Source organism: Actinopolyspora xinjiangensis (assembly GCF_900104475.1).
GTDB lineage: Bacteria > Actinomycetota > Actinomycetes > Mycobacteriales > Pseudonocardiaceae > Actinopolyspora > Actinopolyspora xinjiangensis.
Genome location: NZ_FNJR01000003.1, coordinates 436,608 through 454,538, shown reverse-complemented (window position 1 = coordinate 454,538; position 17,931 = coordinate 436,608). Strand labels below are relative to the sequence as shown.

Annotated in this window: 16 protein-coding genes; 9 read left to right on the top strand and 7 right to left on the bottom strand. The window is 69.9% G+C overall.

Annotation, left to right across the window (positions count from 1 at the left end; translation table 11 throughout):
* Positions 1-257: 257 nt before the first annotated feature.
* Entirely contained in the window at positions 258-704 is a 447-nt protein-coding gene (locus BLQ75_RS23805) for a YwaF family protein (protein WP_211481205.1), read from the top strand.
* A 522-nt stretch (positions 705-1,226) separates the two neighbouring features.
* Here BLQ75_RS23805 and BLQ75_RS07000 read toward each other — a convergent pair.
* Complete coding sequence (locus BLQ75_RS07000) at positions 1,227-2,555, bottom strand: MFS transporter (protein WP_244515293.1); 1,329 nt, start codon at positions 2,553-2,555, stop codon at positions 1,227-1,229.
* Between the two features lie 240 nt (positions 2,556-2,795).
* Between BLQ75_RS07000 and BLQ75_RS06995 the strand changes: the two genes are divergently transcribed.
* From BLQ75_RS06995 to BLQ75_RS06970, 6 genes are read left to right on the top strand one after another with little or no spacing between them, the layout of a single operon-like run.
* Positions 2,796-3,872, top strand: coding sequence for a FecCD family ABC transporter permease (locus BLQ75_RS06995; protein ID WP_244515292.1), 1,077 nt, complete (start codon positions 2,796-2,798; stop codon positions 3,870-3,872).
* A complete protein-coding gene (locus tag BLQ75_RS06990; RefSeq protein WP_092599507.1) occupies positions 3,873-4,634 on the top strand; it encodes an ABC transporter ATP-binding protein in 762 nt (253 codons plus the stop codon).
* A gap of 31 nt (positions 4,635-4,665) precedes the next feature.
* Positions 4,666-5,655: an ABC transporter substrate-binding protein gene (locus tag BLQ75_RS06985; protein WP_170837369.1), complete on the top strand. Its 990-nt coding sequence runs from the start codon at positions 4,666-4,668 to the stop codon at positions 5,653-5,655.
* A 46-nt stretch (positions 5,656-5,701) separates the two neighbouring features.
* On the top strand, positions 5,702-6,520 hold the full coding sequence (locus BLQ75_RS06980) for a Rossmann-like domain-containing protein (RefSeq protein WP_092599504.1): 819 nt from the start codon (positions 5,702-5,704) through the stop codon (positions 6,518-6,520).
* Positions 6,517-7,554: a GHMP family kinase ATP-binding protein gene (locus BLQ75_RS06975; RefSeq protein ID WP_092599501.1), complete on the top strand. Its 1,038-nt coding sequence runs from the start codon at positions 6,517-6,519 to the stop codon at positions 7,552-7,554. Before BLQ75_RS06980 ends, BLQ75_RS06975 begins: the two co-directional genes overlap by 4 nt.
* Positions 7,475-8,524, top strand: coding sequence for a pyridoxal-phosphate dependent enzyme (locus BLQ75_RS06970; RefSeq protein ID WP_092599498.1), 1,050 nt, complete (start codon positions 7,475-7,477; stop codon positions 8,522-8,524). The genes BLQ75_RS06975 and BLQ75_RS06970 overlap by 80 nt, the downstream gene beginning before the upstream one ends.
* A gap of 53 nt (positions 8,525-8,577) precedes the next feature.
* On the opposite strand, the gene BLQ75_RS06965 is transcribed toward BLQ75_RS06970, so the two are convergent.
* A complete protein-coding gene (locus tag BLQ75_RS06965) occupies positions 8,578-9,699 on the bottom strand; it encodes an NADH:flavin oxidoreductase (protein ID WP_092599495.1) in 1,122 nt (373 codons plus the stop codon).
* A 146-nt stretch (positions 9,700-9,845) separates the two neighbouring features.
* On the opposite strand from BLQ75_RS06965, the gene BLQ75_RS06960 reads away from it, so the two are divergent.
* Complete coding sequence (locus BLQ75_RS06960) at positions 9,846-10,337, top strand: RrF2 family transcriptional regulator (RefSeq protein ID WP_092599492.1); 492 nt, start codon at positions 9,846-9,848, stop codon at positions 10,335-10,337.
* Here the strand turns inward: BLQ75_RS06960 and BLQ75_RS06955 are convergent.
* The 5 genes from BLQ75_RS06955 to BLQ75_RS06935 all read right to left on the bottom strand — a co-directional run bounded on the left by BLQ75_RS06955 (position 10,334) and on the right by BLQ75_RS06935 (position 15,939).
* Positions 10,334-10,951: a DUF4232 domain-containing protein gene (locus tag BLQ75_RS06955; protein WP_211481204.1), complete on the bottom strand. Its 618-nt coding sequence runs from the start codon at positions 10,949-10,951 to the stop codon at positions 10,334-10,336. The genes BLQ75_RS06960 and BLQ75_RS06955 overlap by 4 nt on opposite strands.
* A gap of 139 nt (positions 10,952-11,090) precedes the next feature.
* Positions 11,091-11,912: an SAM-dependent methyltransferase gene (locus BLQ75_RS06950; RefSeq protein ID WP_092599489.1), complete on the bottom strand. Its 822-nt coding sequence runs from the start codon at positions 11,910-11,912 to the stop codon at positions 11,091-11,093.
* 237 nt (positions 11,913-12,149) lie between these two features.
* A complete protein-coding gene (locus BLQ75_RS06945) occupies positions 12,150-13,964 on the bottom strand; it encodes a DUF2339 domain-containing protein (RefSeq protein ID WP_092599486.1) in 1,815 nt (604 codons plus the stop codon).
* Between the two features lie 267 nt (positions 13,965-14,231).
* Positions 14,232-14,831: a DUF6245 family protein gene (locus tag BLQ75_RS06940; RefSeq protein WP_092599483.1), complete on the bottom strand. Its 600-nt coding sequence runs from the start codon at positions 14,829-14,831 to the stop codon at positions 14,232-14,234.
* 388 nt (positions 14,832-15,219) lie between these two features.
* Positions 15,220-15,939 (bottom strand): SDR family oxidoreductase, encoded by a 720-nt coding sequence (locus tag BLQ75_RS06935; RefSeq protein WP_244515289.1) that lies wholly within the window; start codon positions 15,937-15,939, stop codon positions 15,220-15,222.
* Between the two features lie 327 nt (positions 15,940-16,266).
* Here BLQ75_RS06935 and BLQ75_RS06930 point away from each other — a divergent pair, with 327 nt between their 5' ends.
* On the top strand, positions 16,267-17,559 hold the full coding sequence (locus tag BLQ75_RS06930) for an erythromycin esterase family protein (protein WP_244515288.1): 1,293 nt from the start codon (positions 16,267-16,269) through the stop codon (positions 17,557-17,559).
* Positions 17,560-17,931 lie beyond the last annotated feature (372 nt).

The window sequence follows — 17,931 nt, the reverse complement described above, 5'->3', positions numbered from 1 at the left end:
TGGTGGTGCCGCTGGTTCGGGCAGTGGCGACCCGCCGCGTCATTATTCTCGCAATGTGGACACTTGTTGTCACTTTGTGGGAACAGTTTAGGAGGGGGCCGCGACCGCCACAAGTGGCCGACCACGACCGCCCGCGACCGTGCGGCGGTGTCCCGGGGAACCGCTCGCATCGGAGACAACGGCGCCGATCGCCCGGCGCGGTACGTGCGGTGCGGTTCGGCGGGTGATGAGGACGACCCCTCTACTGGTCTTCCGGTGTGGACCCGTCGTGGGCGCAGGAAACCTCCATTCCCCACGGCGTCTCACGCTGGGACCTCGGGGTGGCGGCAGTAGGGGCGGTGCTGCTCGTCCGGGCCGGACGCCGACAGCGCGGAACGCGCTCGGAGGTGCTGTTCACCAGGACGTTCGCGCTGCCGCTGGGGCTGTTCGCGCTCGCGATGCGGATCTACCGGGTGCTGCCCCCGCAGTGGGACATCGGAGTCTCGCCGCCGCACCTGTCCGACCTCGCCTGGATCGTGGCCATCTGCGCGTTGTGGACGCGTCGGTGGTGGGCGCACTCGCTGACGCACTACTGGGGACTCACGCTCGATCCCCGGGCCATGCTCACTCCTGCCCTGGACGCGCCGGGGTTTCCCCACGCCGACTTCGTCGATTTCTGGGGCCAGCGCACCCTCGTGGTGTGGGCGGCCATCTACCTGGCCTGAGGACCGGGGCTCCACTCCGGGCGGCGCGCTCTGGCGACCACCGTCCTCGTCACGGTCGCCTGAGGTGTGGTCGTGTTCGGGGGCAACAGCGTCACCGGCACGAACTACGGCTTCCGCAACGCCGAACCGAACAATCCGTCACTGCTGGATGTCATGGGGCCGTGGTACCTCGCCGTGGAGTTCGCGGTGGGGCGTCGCCGCCTGGGCGTTGATCACCTGGCCGTGGAAGCGGGCGGCGCGGCCGACCACTTCCGCGAACTGACCACCCCGTCGGTATCGTCTCGCTCCTTTCGAAGGGTTCCGCCGCTCAGCCCTCGCCGTTCGGATGTCGGTTGTTCGTGGCCCGACCGTGTTCAGCGGTTCGGCGCGGACAGGGGTAGTGGATCACCACCGCTGTCGGCCTGTCGAGCTGAGTCGGCGGACCGGCCGTCATTCCGGTCGGTGGGACTCGCCATGCGGCGAACGCTGGCCCCGGCTCCGATCACCGCGCGGGAGCTGGTCGTGCGGAACCGGCGGAGGGGATCACCCCTCGTGCGACTCCCCGGTACCCTCGGGCCGGCTTCTCGCCGAGCTCACCTCCCGGACGGTCGGCGTCCGCCCCGCCGCCTCCTCGACCCTGGTGGGCTGGGCGAAGTGCCGTGCTCCGGGGGCCAGAGCGGCCAGGGCGGGGGCCGCGAAGCACGCCACGGCGCACACCACCAGCACCCAGAAGTTCCCGACGAGCGTCATGGCGGGCGCGATCAGCGCCAGTCCCAACGGTGCCAGTCCGTAGGAGACCAGGAAGTCCAGGGCGGACACGCGAGCCAGCTTGTCCGGGGCGACCTCGCGTTGGGTCGCGGTGAACCACGGGACGTTGAACAGCTCGATCCCGATCCCAGCGAGCACGTAACCCGCCACCAGCAGTGCGGCCGGAAGCGGCAGTAGCAATCCGAGCGGGGCGAAGCCGTAACAGGCCAGCCCGGCCAGCGCCCAGAAGCCCTGTGAACGGGGCCGCCACCGTCCTACGAGCAGCGCCCCGAGCAGCGCCCCCGCCGTGTAAGCGGTCAGCGCGGCCGCCAGCACCGCTTCGGTGTCGTAGCGATCGCGGCTGATCAGCGGTAGGAGGACCCCGGTGGCGGAATAGCCGGTGGTGATGACGGTGGCCAACGCGGCCAGACCGGCCAGGAACCAGGGGTGCCTGCGTGCTTCGCGCAGTCCCTCGGTGAACTCGGAGACGAACGGCATGCCGCCGTCACGCGTGGGGGCACCGGTGTTCTTTCGCCCGGCCGGTGGAAGCCAGGCCGCCATCAACCAGAGGACCCCGGTGAGCAGCAACAGCGCGTCGGTGTCGACGGCGGTGGCCGCCAGTGCCGTCAGACCGGGCGCGACCAGTGTGGTCACCCGTACCGACAGGGTGCGCGCCGCGTTGGCCCGTTGCCGTCGGGCGGGGTCGACGACCTCGGCGGTCAGGGCCTGGAACGCCGGCCTGCAGGCTCCCTGTCCGGCTCCGACCGCGGCGGCTGCCGCCGCCATCAACGGTTGCGAGGTGCCCGAGCCGATCGTGAGGACCACGGTGGCTACAGCGGCGGTGACTCCCGACAGCGCCACCACCCTCCGGCTGGAGTAGCGGTCGGCCAGTACTCCGCCGAGAGGGACGGCGAGCAGGAAGCCAGCTGTCCGCGTCGCGAGCAGCACCCCCAGCGCCGCGGCGCCGATGGTGCGGTCGAGCACGGCCAGGCCGAGCACGAAGGGCAGTGCCCACGTGGCGAGCCCGGAAGCGGTCGTTCCGGCCCAGAACCGCAGGAAGCTCGGCTCGCGGAACAGCGACCTTCGCGGCGGGGTTTCCTCTGGTCCGGTAGGTGCGGATGTCACTGGATCTGCTCCCGTCACACGTGTCCACGGCGGTGCCGCACTGGAGAACGAACCTGACCGACCATTTCGGATACCACGGCGGCCGCGCGACGTGTCCTCGCTGTGACGGTTCTCCCAATGAACATCAACCGTAGACGAAAATGATTATCGTTTTCTACGATGCATCGTAAGCGACCGCGGCATCCGTCCTCGACCCCCTTCGTCCGACCACCGCGGAGCTTCGAACACGGAGCGCGAACAGTGACCACTTCGGAGACACAGTCGGCCCTCCCGGTGAGCGGAAGGGAAAGAGGCCTGATCACGGCGGTTCTGCCGTTGGTGGTGGTTCTGGCGGGTTCGATCCTGATCGGCATCGCTCTCGGCCCCACCCCCGTGCCGCTGCCCGAGACCGTGCGCTACCTGGTGGCAGCGATCACCGGTGGGAGCGTCGACGCGGGGGAGGCCAGCGGGTACGCGATCATCTGGCAGGTACGCACCCCGCGAGTGCTGCTCGCGGCGGTGGTGGGGGCGGGACTCAGTGTCGTCGGCGTGGCGATACAGGCCACGGTGCGCAACGCGCTCGCCGACCCCTTCATCCTCGGCGTCTCGTCCGGAGCCTCGGTCGGCGCCAGCGCCGTGGTCTCCTTCGGGCTGTTCGCCGGACTCGGGGTGTACGCGCTGTCCACCGCCGCGCTGCTGGGGGCGCTGGGGGCCTCGGCACTCGTTTACCTCGCCGCACGCGGCAAGTCCGGGCTCACCCCGCTTCGCCTCGTGCTCACGGGCGTCGCCCTCGCCTACGGATTCCAGGCGTTGATGAGCGCGATCGTGTTCTTCGCCCCCTTCAGCGATTCCGCCCGCACGGTCCTGTTCTGGCTGATGGGCAGCCTGGGCAGCGCCACGTGGTCCAGCCTCCCGTTGGCCGCTGCCACGGTCGCCCTCGCCACGGTGCTGCTCCTGCGGAACTGCCGTGCCCTCGACGTGCTGGCGCTCGGCGACGAAACCGCCGCGGGCCTGGGCATGGACGCCACCGCCGTTCGCAAGAGACTCTTCCTGTTCACGGCGATCGTGACCGGCTGCCTGGTCGCGGTCAGCGGCGCGGTCGGTTTCGTCGGTCTCGTCATCCCGCACCTCGTGCGCCTGCTGGTCGGTGCGAACCATCGCCGGGTTCTGACCCTCGCCCCGCTGATCGGCGCGATCTTCCTCGTCTGGGTCGATCTCGCCTCACGGACGTTGTTCGCACCCCGTGAGCTGCCCCTCGGCGTGATCACCGCTCTGATCGGAGTTCCGGTGTTCATCACGCTGCTGCGACGTCGTGGCTACCTGTTCGGAGGTCGGTGAATGTCGATCGCTTTCGATGCCGTGTCCGTGCGTCTCGCCGGGGCCGAGCTCGTCCACGACCTGAACGTCAAAGCGGAGGAAGGGGAAGTGCTCGGGTTCGTGGGGCCCAACGGGAGCGGCAAGTCCACCGCGTTGCGGTGCGTCTACCGGGCGCTGCGACCGAGCGGGGGAGCCGTGCTGCTCGACGGCACCGACCTCGCCGTCCTCGACCCGCGTACGTCCGCGCGGTCCATCGCCGCCGTCCCCCAGGAAAGCGGCAACGACCTCGACTTCACCGTCGCCGAAGTCGTCGAGCTCGGCCGTTTTCCACACCACCGTGGGAACCGGCCGATGACCGCCGAGGAGCGCGCCGTCCGCGACGAGGCGATGCTGCGTGCCGACGTCGCTCACCTGGCCGACCGGGGAGTGCTGTCGTTGTCCGGTGGCGAGCGACAGCGAGTGGTGCTCGCCCGCGCCTTCGCGCAGCGACCCCGTGTGCTGGTCCTCGACGAACCGACCAACCACCTCGACATACACCACCAGCTCCAGCTGCTCCGCCAGCTACGCGCGGAGTCGCTCACCGTGCTGATCGCCATGCACGACCTCAACCTCGCGGCGGCCACGTGCGACCGGCTGGCCGTGCTCGCCCGCGGAACAGTGCTGCACCTGGGCCCACCCGCCGAGGTCCTCACCCCCGAGGTGATCAACGAGGCGTTCGGCGTGACCCCCTCGGTCGTTCACCACCCGCGCACCGGCGTCCCTCAGTTGCACTACGACATCTGACCACCGCTGTGAACAAGGAGGAGTACCCGCGATGGCATCACGCCTGGCCGTCCCGATCCTGCTGACCACCTCGTTACTCGCCACCGCCTGCGGAGCCGACATCACGCCGGCCTCGAACGGGGAGTCCGGCACGGTCACCATCGAAAACTGCGGGCGGACGATCGAATATCCCGAACCACGGCGCCCGGTGGCCTATGACATGAGCAGCACCGAGAAGATGTTCGCCCTCGGACTGGCCGATCGCATGCGGGGCATCGTCATGCCCAGTACCGCCGACCCGTCGGTGAAACGTTCCCCGTGGCGGGAGGACTACCGCTCCGTCGAAACGCTGAGCACCGACGTGCTCAGCCTCGAGGTCGTCCTCGACGCGAAAGCGGACTGGGTCCTGGCCGGTTGGGAGTCCGGTTTCAGCCAGTCCCGGGGGATCACCCCGAGCAAGCTCGACTCCCTGGGCATACGCAGCTACCAGCACACCGAGAGCTGCTTCAACTACGGCTCCGACCTCGTGCGCGTCCCCCCACTGGAAGCGCTCTACACCGATCTGCGCCAGCTCGGGAAGATCTTCCGCGTCGAGGAGCGCGCCCAACGGGTGGTCGCGGATCTGAAGCGGCGTGCCCGGGATCTTCGCGAGCGACAACCGGAAGGCACGCCACCTCGGGTCTTCATCTACGACTCCGGAACCGACAAACCGTTCACATCCGGGGCCCAAGCGGCCCCCGACTCCATCGTCTCCCTGGCGGGAGGTCGCAACATCCTGCACGACCTCGCCAAGCGCTGGACCACGGTCGGCTGGGAATCCGTCGTGCGGGCCGATCCGGAAGTCATCACCGTCGTCGACTACGGGGACGAACCCGTCGAGGACAAGATCGAGTTCCTGAAGTCGTTCCCCCCGCTGGCGCGGACCCCCGCGGTCAGGAACGACCGGTTCCACGTCATCGACTACGGAGCCGCCGTCAGCGGCCCCCGCAATATCGCCGCCGCCGAGAGGCTCGCGGACTACCTGCGTTCCATCGGGCGCTAGCCCACGATTCCGCTCTCCCGGCCAACCGCTCCGGAAAGGCAGCAGCATGACCGAAACAGCGACGCTCGACGCTCTCTTCGCCGAGGCGCTCGGTGGCTCCAGGGGGCCACATCCGAGTGAACTGGTCGCCACCAGCGTGTTCTGGCTCCAGCACGGCACCCGGCTGGCAGGATCGAACACCACGTCCCGCAGCCGGTACGTCCTCGTCCGAGTCGGACGCTCCTACGGCGCCTGCGCCTTCGAGGCGGGCGAACTCGCTACGAACGTCTGCTCGGAGGCTTCGGGCAGCCGACTCGACGCTCTGATGCGCGACGCACCGCTCGCGCTGCGCGTCGCCGCGCTCGACGCCTACCTCACCGAGGTCGAGCACCACCGCGACCGGGCCGACGCGGAAGCCGTCGCACTACCGTCGGGCACTCCCGAGCAACGTGCCCGGGCACGGGACGAAGCGATCACGGGGCTTCTCGACGCCGCCCCGGGAACCAGGGTGGCGCTCATCGGCGTCGTCTCCCCGCTCGTGGCGGCCCTGCACGAGCGAGGGTGCGTCTGCCTGCCCTGTGACTACAACCTCGACACCACCGTGGACGGTGGGCCTGTCACCTCGGTCATGAGCGAAGTGCTCGAACCCGCCGAGGCCGTCGTGGCCACCGGTATGACTCTGGGCAACGGGACCTTCGAGGAGATACTGCGGCACTGCGGGCAGCGGGACGTGCCGCTGACCATCTACGCCCAGTCGGGGGCCGCCGTCGCACGGGCCTTCCTCGGCTCCGGCGTCACCGCGCTTTCCGCCGAGCCTTTCCCGTTCTCCCAGTTCGACTCGGGACCGACCACTCTGTACCGCTACCGGGCCGGTCACTCCTCATGAACGCATCCACCGACCGGAAAGCTCCACCGAGGACCGGGACGGGCCGGTCCAGCTGCCACCACGGTGAGATCCTGCAGGGAGCCTTCCTCGACGAACGGGGACGCGGCTGCCGAGGCCTGGTCACGCTGCCCCTGCCCGGCCCCCGCAGCAGAGCCGTCTTCGTGCCCGAGCCGGACACCGCCCCCGAGGCCATCACCACCACTCCGGACGGCCGGGACAAAGCGCGACGAGCGGCCACCCTGACCTGCCAACTCTGCGGAAACATCACGGCTCGGGCACCGTGCGGCGGACAACTGTCCCTGAGCAGCGAGATTCCCGACGGACTCGGGATGGGCTCGTCGAGCGCCGACGTCCTGGCCGCCATTCGCGCCGTGGCGGACGCCTACGGTACGCACCTGTCCGTGGAGACCGCCTCGGGAATCGCCGTGTCGGCCGAACACGCCTGCGACCCGCTGATGTTCGGCGACCGCCCCCTGCTGTTCGCGCAACGGCAGGGCAGAGTCCTCGAAGAGCTCGGTGCCCGGCTTCCCCCGGCACTGGTGGTGGGATGCCTCACCGAGGGTGCGACCGGCGTCGACACCCTGAAGCTGGGTGCCGCCCCCGTTCGCGAGGCGGATGTACGGGCAGGCGAACGGCTGCGCGTACTGCTGCGGCGAGCCGTGGCCCGCTCGGACACCGCCCTGCTCGGTCGGGTCAGTACCGAGAGCGCCCGGAACAACCAGCGTGTCCTCGACAAGACCCAGCTGAACTCGCTCCTGGACATCGCCGAGCGGGTCGGAGCGGTCGGTCTGCAGGTCGCGCACAGCGGCAATGTCGCCGGGCTGATCTTCGACCCGAGCTCCCCCGGAGTGGGGGCCCGGATACGGGCATGTCTTCTCGAACTGGCCCGCGACGACATTCCCAGCACACGAGTGTTCAGCACTCGCTCTCGTTCCCGGAACGGTGATGGTGATCATGGACGAACACATCGCGGACGCGATCGCACGCCCCGACCTGATCCGCCTCGAAAGGGGACTCGTATGCCTTCGGTTTGAGACGATGAAGGTCGTGTCCGCCCTGGCCGCGGTCGAGCGATTACTCGAACGGGGAAGGGTGCGTCCCGGCGACACCCTGTTGGACAGCTCCAGCGGCATCTACGCGTACGCGCTCGCGGTGGCCTGCCACAGGTACGGCCTCGGCTGCCACATCGTGGGTTCGACGACGATCGACTCCGCTCTGCACAACCAACTCGTCCTGCTGGGGTGCCGCCTGGAGCGGGTCGAACCGTCGGCGGACCTCAAGCTCGACCAGAGCCTGCGGGTGCGTCGGGTGCGGCAGCTGCTGCACGAGAATCCGGACTACCACTGGATGCGGCAGTACCACGACGACATTCACTACCTCGGGTATCGCACGATCGCGGATCGCATCCGCGCCGAACTGGACAGCGACTCGCTCACCATCGTCGGCGGCGTCGGGTCCGGCGCTTCCACGGGAGCGCTGGCGAAGTACCTGCGCGGCGTCGACACGGCGGTCACCCTGGTGGGGGTTCAGCCGTTCGGCAGCGTCACCTTCGGCAGCGAGCACGTCTCCGACAGTGAAATGATCATCGCCGGGATCGGCAGCTCCATCCCGTTCGGCAACGTCGATCACACCGCCTACGACACGTTGCACTGGATCTCCTTCGACACCGCGCTCTCGGGCAGCACTGACCTGCTCCGTAGGCACGCCGTGTTCGCGGGGCTGTCCAGCGGTGCGGCGTATCTGGCCGCGCGCTGGGAACGGTACGAGGGGGCGTCCGGCCCGGTGCTGTTCATCGCGGCCGACACGGGGCACCGCTACAACGAAGCGGTGTTCTCCCGTGCCGAGGCGGCCGAGGACATCGCCGAGCTCGCACCGCGTCCGGTGGACAGCACCACGGAGCTCACGATGCCGTGGTCGCGCATGCGCTGGGACCGCGCGTGCGCCCCACCCGGCGCCCGCGGTGAGCGGGAACGGGTGACGACGCCGCTCGGTGGGGCCGGATGACGACGTGGCGGAAGGACGGGGCCGGACGGAGGTGGTCGTCCGGCCCGCGTCGCTCAGTACAGCGTGGCGATCGCCTCGCGGGTGAACGGCACGAGTTCGCCCTCGCGGCCGTTCAGTACCTTCCGGCTCCACTCCGGGTCGGCCAGCAGCGCGCGGCCGACGGCGACGAGGTCGAACTCCTCCCGCTCCAGACGTTCGGCGAGCCCTTCGACGCTGGCCACGTTGGTGCCCGCGCCGTCGCCGAGGGTGGCGGGGTCGAACACCGCGTCCAAGCCGACCGAGCCCACGGTGATGACCGGCTTGCCGGTGAGCTTGCGGGTCCAACCGCCGATGTTGAGGTTCGGGTCGGACTCGGGGAACTCGGGTTCCCAGTAGCGGCGCCCCGAAGCGTGGAAGGCGTCCACCCCGGCCTCGCTCAGCGGGGCGAGCATCGTCCGCAGCTCGTCCGGGGTCTCGGCGAGTTTGGCGTCGTAGTTGTCGGCCTTCCACTGCGAGAACCGCAGCACGACGGGGAACTCGGCCGAGACCCGCTCGCGCACCGCCGTGACGATGTCGGCGGCGAATCTGGTGCGCTCCAGCGGGGAACCGCCGTAGGCGTCGGTGCGCCGGTTGGTGCGTCCCCAGAGGAACTGGTCGATCAGGTAGCCGTGCGCGCCGTGGAGCTCCACGCCGTCGAAGCCGATGCGCTCTGCCTGCCGCGCGGCTTCGGCGAAGGCCTCGATGAGGCGTTCGACGTCGGCCAGCGAGAGTTCCTCGCCGGCTTCCGGGGTCCCGTCCAGCGCGATGCCGGAGGGGCCGACCGAGGGGGCCTCGGGGACCGGCGGTTTGCCCGCCCGTCGCTGGATGCCGACATGCCACAGCTGCGGCATGATCTTCGCGTCGTGCGCGTGGACGGCGGAGACGACCTCGCTCCAGCCCGCCAGTGCCCGCTCACCGTGGAAGCGCGGCACGTTCTCCTGGTCACCGGCCGAGGGGTGGTCGACGTAGGTGCCCTCGGTGATGATCAGACCGGTACCGGCGGCGGCACGCCGGGCGTAGTAGGCGGCGACGTTCTCGTCGGGAACCCCGCCGGGGGACTGGGCGCGGGTCATCGGGGCCATGACCAGCCGGTTCGGCAGTTCCAGAGAGCCGAGGGTGAGCGGTCGGGACAGCGCCTGCGCTGCGCGAGCGGACATGTGGGCGTCCTCCTGGGGCACGCGAAAACAAAATGTTCTTTTTAAAAATACACTTTCGGGTTCGGGTGGCCACGGCGGCCCTGTTAGCCTGGGAGAACACCAGGTGGCAGCCACCGGTTCGGCCGACGGAGGGAGGTGCTGCCAGCGTGCTGGACATCCGCTTCTCCAGCGCTCTCATGGCGATGTTGATCCTCGCCCTCGCCGAGGAGGAGGGAAACCCGACGCTGAGCTCCGCACAGCTCGCCGAGCGGATGGGCACCAACGCGAGCCTGGTGCGCAAACTGGTCCTCCCGCTGGCGCGGGCCGAGCTCGTGGTCTGCTCCAAGGGGCGCACGGGCGGGACCCGGCTGGCGCGGTCCCCGGAGGAGATCACCCTCGCCGAGGTCTACCGCTGCTCGTCGGGGGACAAGCCGCTCTGGAACTGCCGCTCCGGTGACGAGCACGACTGCCGGGTCGCCGCGAACACGCAGGCCTATTTCGCCGAGCTGACCAGGGAGGCGGAACGGGCCGTGCTCGACGCGCTCGGCGATCGCACGCTCGCCGACGGAGTCCGCGAGCTCCGGCGTCTCGACCGCGAGGGAAACCCGAGCGGGGACGACGCCGGACTTCGCGAGGTCGCTTCGCCCGACCGGCGCTAGCGGTACCAGGCGCGGACACCGAGCTTCGCGGTGCTTCCGAGGTTCATGGTGATCGCGTCGCGGTCCTGCCGGGACGATCCCCGTTCCCGGCCGACCGGTACCACCGGTTGCCAGGGCCGCCCTCGGGCCGGAGCGATCCGCAGGTACTCGCCGACCACCGGAGCGTTCATACTGGCATTGGTGTTGCGCCACATCAGCAGGGTCTCGGCGTGCTCTCCCGGCCGCAGCGTGATCGCCTCCGGGGGATCGTCGAAACCGTCGACAGTGGCGATGTCCGCCGAACCCCGCTCGGCCCGGACGTCCAATGGTTCCCGATCCTCGTCCAGCACGCGCACGCGTGGATAGCCGTCCAGTGCGTAGGGCCGGTCACCGCAGTTGGCCAGCTCGACTCGCATCACCCGCAGTCCCATGGCCACGTCCACCGAGTCGGTCGTGAGACGCACCCCCGTCTCGGGGCAGTCCGCGGCCGCTGAGGCAGTCGTCGGAGTCGGCCGGACCGTGGTCGTGGCCGGCGATGATGTCCCCTCGCCGGGGTGCGCCGGGCGTGCGCCACAGCCGGTCATGGCCACGACTGTGACGAGGGGAAGCAGTGCCACGATCCCACGGGCTCTCATGATCACCATGATCGCACGGATCGACGCTTCCGTGGCCGGATCCGATCCGAACGGCTGGGCGCGCAGGGGCGTTGTTCGTGGAAGTCGCGACTCCCACCGCCGTAGCTCCGGCGCGGGGATTCGGGGCCCGGCCCGGGCACTACGGCAGGATTCCGACGGCGCCGTAGACGTTGCCGCGCCGGGCCTCCTGCTCGGTGACGGGCTGGTCGGGCCGCCACAGCGACGCGGGTACCACGCCGGGGGGAAGCAGCGTGTAGCCGGGCAGCAGCGCGGCGACTTCCTCACTGTCGCGCATGTACAGGTTCGGCGTGGAGGTGTCGGCCAACAGGGAGCGCAGGGCCGCGACCTCCTGGTCGGTCCGGCTGAGCTGGGCGTTGTTGGACAGCGCCAGCGCACTGCCCGATGTGCACGCCTCGCGGTACCGGGAGACGAGTCCCGCCCCGTCGGTGGTGGGCAGGATGTCCAGGATTCCGAACGCCAGTACCGCTACCGGGCGAGCGAAGTCCAGCAGCCCCGCCACTCCGGCGGAGTCGAGCACGGTCTCGGGTTCGCACACGTCCGCCTCGGTCACCGTCACCCGGTGCTCGTCGGGGCCGAGCAGGTGACGGGCGTGGTGGCAGGCGACGGGTTCCCAGTCCACATAGGCCACACGTGCGCGGGGGTCGTGCTGGTGGGCGATCTCGTGCACGTTTCCCACCGTCGGCACGCCGGAGCCGAGGTCGAGGAACTGGTCGATCCCGTGCTCGGTGACGAGGGTGCGCACCGCGCGGCCCAGGAACGCGCGGTTGGCCCAGCAGTAGTCCCGCTCCGTGGGCACGAGCCGCAGCGCTTGTTCGGCCACGGTCCGGTCGATGGCGAAGTTGGCGGAGCCGCCGAGGTGGTAGTCGTACATCCGCGCGATGTTGGGCTGGTCGAAGTTCACGTTTCCCACCTGGGCGGCCAACTCCGCGTCGTGCGACATGCCGACAGCCTATCCCGCCACGCGGGTCGGACGTCGCGCCGGGCAACGCGCGCCGCGCGGGGAACGGGCCGTCACGAGTACTTTCGGGGCGCGCACCGCGAACGGCTCGTCCGGCGGTCCGGCCAGGACGGACCGCGGCTCCCACGGTCGGGGTCCTGCCCTCCCGGCACCACCACGCCCACCCTTCCAGCGGGGAGAACATGGCCGAGAGCCGACCGCGAGCCCCGAGGTACGAGCTCATCCGGCAGTCGAGTCCGTGCTCACCGAACGCGCGTAACGTACCCCGGCCGCCAGCAACACCAGACCGGTGCACAGGAACGCCACCACTCGCGCGAAGCCGTCCAGCGTGGCCAGATCGAACAGGAACAGCTTGGTCAGCGCCACGGAAAGCAGCACCATGCCCGCGACGCGAAGCGAAGTCAGCCTGATCCCCCGCAGCAGCAGCGCGATCGCTACCACCACCCAGCTCAACGTGATCGACACGTGTCCGAGCAGGAATCCGGAACGATCCGGCTGGAACAGCGACACCAGCGCCATCGTCGCGCTGGCCGTGCCGTACAGCACCAGGACTCCCGCCAGGCTCCACAAGGTCTTCGCCGCCGGCGGGCGGGACAGCACACCGAGGCGAACCCCCGTGATCGGAATCGCCACCGCGACCAGTGCGGTCAGCGCGCCCACCAGAACTCCGGCGGCGCCCGCCGAGTGCGACACCAGCACCAGGTGCCGTGGCGGGACGTCGTGGTACAGCGCCATCACCGTACCGAGCGTCGCGTAGCACAACGCCCCGAGCAGCACACCGGGGCCGCGCAGCCACAACGCCCCGAGGGTCAGCAGCAGCGCCTCGCACAGCAGCGCAGTGGCCCAAGCCGAGGCGTCGAGCGAGGTCATCGTGGACTGTACGGCGGCAACCGCCGCGATTCCGCCCGCCGCGGTGGTGAACTGCGCGGGCAGCCGGTCATGCCAGTTCAGGAGGAAACGCGAGCCCCACAGGACGGCCAGCGCCGCGGCCACGCCAGCGGCGAGCGCGGCCGCGAACGGACGTTGCAGCAGCGGGGTGGTCAGCAGGACCGGTACCGGTGCGGCCACCAGCGCGGCGGTCGCGGTGTTGTCCTCCGGCCGGAGGACGGAGGTGAACGTGGCGACCACCACCCCCAGCAGGGAGGCGGCGCTCACCACGAACACCACGGCGAGGTGGTCGGTCCCGGTCAGCATCGCCCAGACGTCGGCGAGGACGGCGGCGATCACCACGGGCAACGCGGCGACTCCGGCCAGCTGCCTCCACCCGTGCCGGAGCTGCACCGGAGTGGCCACCAGGTGCAACAGCGCCAGAAAGCCGACCAGCACCGCGTTCGGCTCGCCGGTGACCAGCGGCGCGCACACCGCGCAGCCCGCCACCACTCCCACGGCCACCGGCTGGGCCCGCCACCGGTCGGACAACAGCAACCCGCCGCCTGCGATGACGAAGCCCGCCGTGAGACCACCGAATACCGGCAGGTAGTCGTACAGGACGGTCGCCGCCACCGCGTCCAGGTACAACACCGCGAAGCCCGTCGCGGCCAGCGCGTAACCGCCGGACGTGCCGCCTGGTCCGCCGCGCACGCGGAAAGCGGCCGCCAGCAGCACCGCTCCCAGACCGGCACCACCGAGCACCCGCGTGACGGGGCCGAGCCAACCACGTTGGACCGCGAGCACCAGCAGGAACACCACGCCGAGCAGCGTCACCGCCCCGCCGGTCCAGGCCAGCAGCCTGCTCGGGGTCCATCCGTGTCCCACCGGCCGGGATTCCGGGACTCGCCGCTCCTCGTCCGGGACGGCGCCTTGGTCGGGCACCGGCGGTGCGTGCCATACCGCCCCGACAGAGGAGGGGGCGATGGTCGGTGGTGGAGGTGGGGCAGCGGCGGGTGGTTCCGAGAGCCGTTGTTCCCCGGGGAAGTGTTGTGCGGGCGGGTTCGTCTGGAGCCGCACGGCACCGGCGAGGCGATCCAGCCGTCGGCTCATCTCGGTGAGTTCTTCGGCGACCGCTTCCAGGGTGGGGTGCTCCGGCTCGGACATGTCCTCAACATGGTGTGCGAGGCGTCGGTGCGGGAACAGTACGAATACTCAGATTCCCGGCCGTGTCCCTACGTACTCGACCGTTTCCCGGTGTGCTCCGAGCCCGTCCGATGTGAGGTGCTCGTTCGACCGGAGCTCATCCGTGACCGGGCACCACGAATCCGGGTCCCGCCCACGGGGACGCGCGTGGGCGGCTCGACGGTGGTGCCGACCGCTCGGGTGGTGTGCTTCGAGTCGCCGCAGCCGCGTCGGGTCCGCTCGGCCGGTTCAGGACTCGGAATCCTCGGTCTCCGTCCCGGAGCGGGCCCGCTCGGTCAGCGCGCGCAGTCGATCGATGTTCTCGACAGCGCTGCTCAGTGCCTGGTGCGCCGTGTCGAGCTGTTCGGCGACCGAGTCGATGTCGGCCTGGTCGGTGAGGGTGTGGCTCGCCGCGCTCACGGCCAGCAGCCGATCCAGCCCTTCGGCGGTCTGGGCGGCGGCCACCGGGACGGGTCCGGCCTGCTCGGTTCGGGCGTTCTCCCGCAGCGGGGAGGCGATCCGCAGCAACTGCCACCGCAGGAATTCCAGCATGCTGGTCTGGTCGCCGGTGACGCCGGCGGTCTGCTGCTGCTGGAGGTAGATGGCGCTGCGTTGTTCGGCGTCGAACTCGACGGATTCGTTCAGGAGCGCTTCGAGCTGGGCCGCGCCGAGCAGCGCGTTGGCCAGGTAGGCGCGGTAGACCGCTTCGCCGCCGAGCCGCTCGGCCGCCGCCGTGTGTTCGTCCGGGGTGTTCGTCCCGCGGTAGTGGTCCAGCGCTTGCAGCGCGGTGGCCAGTCGGCCGACCGAGGCCGGCTGATCTGCTTCCGAGGAGGAGGCCGAAGTGGTCATCGCCGGGCAGCATAACGGCCGCCGTGGCCGAGCCCCGCAGGCGAGGGCGTTCTGGGTGAGCTCGTGCTCGGGTTCGACGTTCCTCGACGACCGGATCGCCGCTGTCGAGCCGTCCGTGCCGGGAGTCCTCGCACCAGTTCCCCGTGCCCGTCCGTCGAGCTGCCGGAAGTCACGTCGCGACGGTCTGCCGTCCCGTCCCCGGGACGCTGCTTTCGTCCCGGGCGTCGCGCCGCGTGGTCCGAAGGGATTTCGTGCGGAGCTCGCTCGAAGCGCTCCCTACCGCTGAAGCTGTCCTGAGCGGCGGAGCGCAGCGATCCCGGTGGGGCGGCGGCACCACCGGCCTGCGAGCACTGCGTACGTGACCCACCGTTTCAGTGCGACGAGGTGGTCATCGTGCGGCGCCGGGGTGAGGTGGTTCGGGGTACTGACCGGAGGTGAGGCGTGTGGCGGCGTCGACGACGGCGTCGTGCCACTCGGCCGGGAGCACGGCGAACGTCCCGTCGTCGATCGTGGCCAGGGCCCGCGCGGCGACCGTCGATGGATCGGTACCTTCGCCGGACATGCCGGTCGAGACGAGAGCGGGGCAGACCATGCTCACCCCGACCGGGGTGCCGGCCAGCACCATCGCGGCGTGTTCGGCGACGGCGTGGACAGCGTGCTTGGAAGGACCGTAGGCACCACCGCCGGGAAATGTCGTGGCCCCGGCCAACGAGCCGGTGATCAGGATGTGCGCCGGCTGATCCGCGGCCAGCAACCGGGGTACGAACGCGCGCAACCCGTTGACGACGCCGCCGACGTTCACCGCGAACACCCGGTCCCAGTCGTCGGCGGTCACCTCCCAAGGCGCGCCGAGGTCACGACCCACGATGCCCGCGTTGAGGCACACCAACCGAGCGTCACCGGCGGCCTGGGCGAGCGCCTCGACCGCTTCCGGCACGGCGACGTCGGTGGGAACCGCTCGCGCCCCCAGCGACTTCGAGACATCGCTCAATGCGCTGGAATCCGTGTCGGCGAGCACGAGGTGCGCTCCCCGCTCGGCCAGTCTCCGGGCCAGTGCGCGCCCGATCCCGCTGCCGGCGCCGGTCACCACTGCCGTCCTGCCCTCCACGTCTCGAATCCTACTGATCACGAAAATTCGCCGACATGCCCCTGCCGGAGGGGAACTCCCGCGCGGGTGGTGGTGTGTTCCAGGGACGAGCACGGGTGGTGGTCGGGGCGGGACGATCAGCGACTGCTAGAGTTGTGCCATGCCTACGGGAAGTCTGTTCCTCTGAGGCACTCCTCTCGGGGAGTGCGGACGGCCGGAGTGATGTCCCCTCCGGTTCGGTGGCGCCGGGCCGTGGCCCCGCCACTCGTTTTTCGTGGCCAATTGGGTCGAGTCCTCCTCCCCGTTCGGTGATCGTGTTTCGTCTTCGCACCGAGAGTTGAGTGACTGATGACTGACCGTATGTCTCGTTCCGCTGCCTCGCTGTCCGACTGGTTCGGCGAGCACACCAGCACCCTGCGTGGTCTCGATGTGGACGCGCCGCTGGACGATCTCGAACCGTTGCGCGACATCGTCGGCGACGCACGAGTGGTGGCTCTGGGCGAGGGTGCCCACTTCGTCGGCGAGTTCACCCGCGCCCGACAGCGGGTGCTGCGCTTTTTGGCCGAACGCTGTGGATTCACTGTCGTGGCCTTCGAGTTCGGATTCAGCGAAGCCGCGGCCCTGGACCGCTGGCTGCGGGGCCACGGTGACGACGCTGATCTGGCCGAGGTGGGTGGCACCACGAACGCCGGGGTGAACCCACAGCTGGTGCACTGGCTGCGCCGACACAACCGCACCAGCGCACACCCGTTGCGTTTCGTCGGCGTGGACACTCCCACGGCCGGCGGCCGGTTGCGCCCGGCGTTGGAACCGCTGGCCGACTACCTGCGCGAGGTGGACCCCGAGGTCCTCGGCCTGGTCGAGCGGGCGTTGGCCGTCGCCGACCGGTTCACCGGAACCTCGGTGGCCGTGGCCGCCCCGAAATGGGCACAACTGGACGGCGCCGACCAGGACGCGCTGACCGCCTCGCTGACACGGCTGCTGCTGCGGTTCCGCTCGCTGGAACCGCTGTACGTCTCACGCAGCGACCAGGCCGGCTACGACCTCGCGTTGCGTCACCTCGAGGCGGCTCTGCACGCCGACTACATGTTCACCGCCATGAGCGACCTCTTCGCGGGCCGGGGGCGGGAAGGGGACGCCGCGGTCAGGGAACACTACATGGCCGAATCGCTGCACTGGCACCTCGACCGTGCCGACCCCGGCACGCGCATCGTGCTGGCCGCCCACAACAATCACATCCAGAAGACTCCCGTGTACTTCGACGGCGAACTCGCCGTCCTGCCCATGGGTTACTATCTCCATCGCGCGCTCGGTGACGACTACCGGGCGCTGGCTCAGACCCACACCGCCGAGCACGTCGCCGAGATGCATCCGACCGAGGGGGCCGAAGGAGGCTTCACCGTCACCGAGGAACGCCTCGATACCCCAGAGCCCGGAAGTGTCGAGGCCGCCGTCATCGACGCAGGGTACGGCGCCGACATCAGCCTCACCGACCTCCGTGGCGCTCCCTCGGAAGGACTGGACAGCATCCGGACCCAGAGCTCCAGCCTGTCCACTCCCGTATCCCAAGCGTTCGACGCGGTCCTGACCAGCCCCACGACCACCACCTACTACACGACCAGCCTGCACGGCGAGCGGTAGGAGCGACCGGTTCGGGCCCGAGGAGGGCGCACCGCTCGGGCCCGACCCCCATTCCGAAGCCGCTGTCCACGGTCGTGCCGTATCGGGGGACACGATCTCCGTGGTGTATCGTTGGCCGAGCCCGGTCGGACGCGTCCGCGACGGATTCTGGCCGGAGCAAGCGAGCGCAGTCCTTTGCGTACCTCCACTGTCGAAGTGGCCAGCGGGTCGTGGCCCCGGAATCGGGGTCGTCCCGTACGTGAGGATTCCGGTAGTCTGAACGTGCGGTTCGCACCCATGGGCCGATCATCGAATACGCGCGTCGTCACATCCACGAGCAAGCCCTGTCGCCCTCCGCTGGCGGCTGGACGAGTTCGATGTCGCCCCCACACC

Bases quoted from the DNA above. Each gene is read 5' to 3' on its own strand.
- BLQ75_RS06990 (WP_092599507.1), top strand. From the start codon at position 3,873: ATGTCGATCGCTTTCGATGCCGTGTCCGTGCGTCTCGCCGGGGCCGAG.
- BLQ75_RS06985 (WP_170837369.1), top strand. From the start codon at position 4,666: ATGGCATCACGCCTGGCCGTCCCGATCCTGCTGACCACCTCGTTACTC.
- BLQ75_RS06980 (WP_092599504.1), top strand. From the start codon at position 5,702: ATGACCGAAACAGCGACGCTCGACGCTCTCTTCGCCGAGGCGCTCGGT.
- BLQ75_RS06975 (WP_092599501.1), top strand. From the start codon at position 6,517: ATGAACGCATCCACCGACCGGAAAGCTCCACCGAGGACCGGGACGGGC.
- BLQ75_RS06970 (WP_092599498.1), top strand. From the start codon at position 7,475: ATGGACGAACACATCGCGGACGCGATCGCACGCCCCGACCTGATCCGC.
- BLQ75_RS06965 (WP_092599495.1), bottom strand. From the start codon at position 9,699: ATGTCCGCTCGCGCAGCGCAGGCGCTGTCCCGACCGCTCACCCTCGGC.
- BLQ75_RS06955 (WP_211481204.1), bottom strand. From the start codon at position 10,951: ATGAGAGCCCGTGGGATCGTGGCACTGCTTCCCCTCGTCACAGTCGTG.
- BLQ75_RS06950 (WP_092599489.1), bottom strand. From the start codon at position 11,912: ATGTCGCACGACGCGGAGTTGGCCGCCCAGGTGGGAAACGTGAACTTC.
- BLQ75_RS06945 (WP_092599486.1), bottom strand. From the start codon at position 13,964: ATGTCCGAGCCGGAGCACCCCACCCTGGAAGCGGTCGCCGAAGAACTC.
- BLQ75_RS06940 (WP_092599483.1), bottom strand. From the start codon at position 14,831: ATGACCACTTCGGCCTCCTCCTCGGAAGCAGATCAGCCGGCCTCGGTC.
- BLQ75_RS06930 (WP_244515288.1), top strand. From the start codon at position 16,267: ATGACTGACCGTATGTCTCGTTCCGCTGCCTCGCTGTCCGACTGGTTC.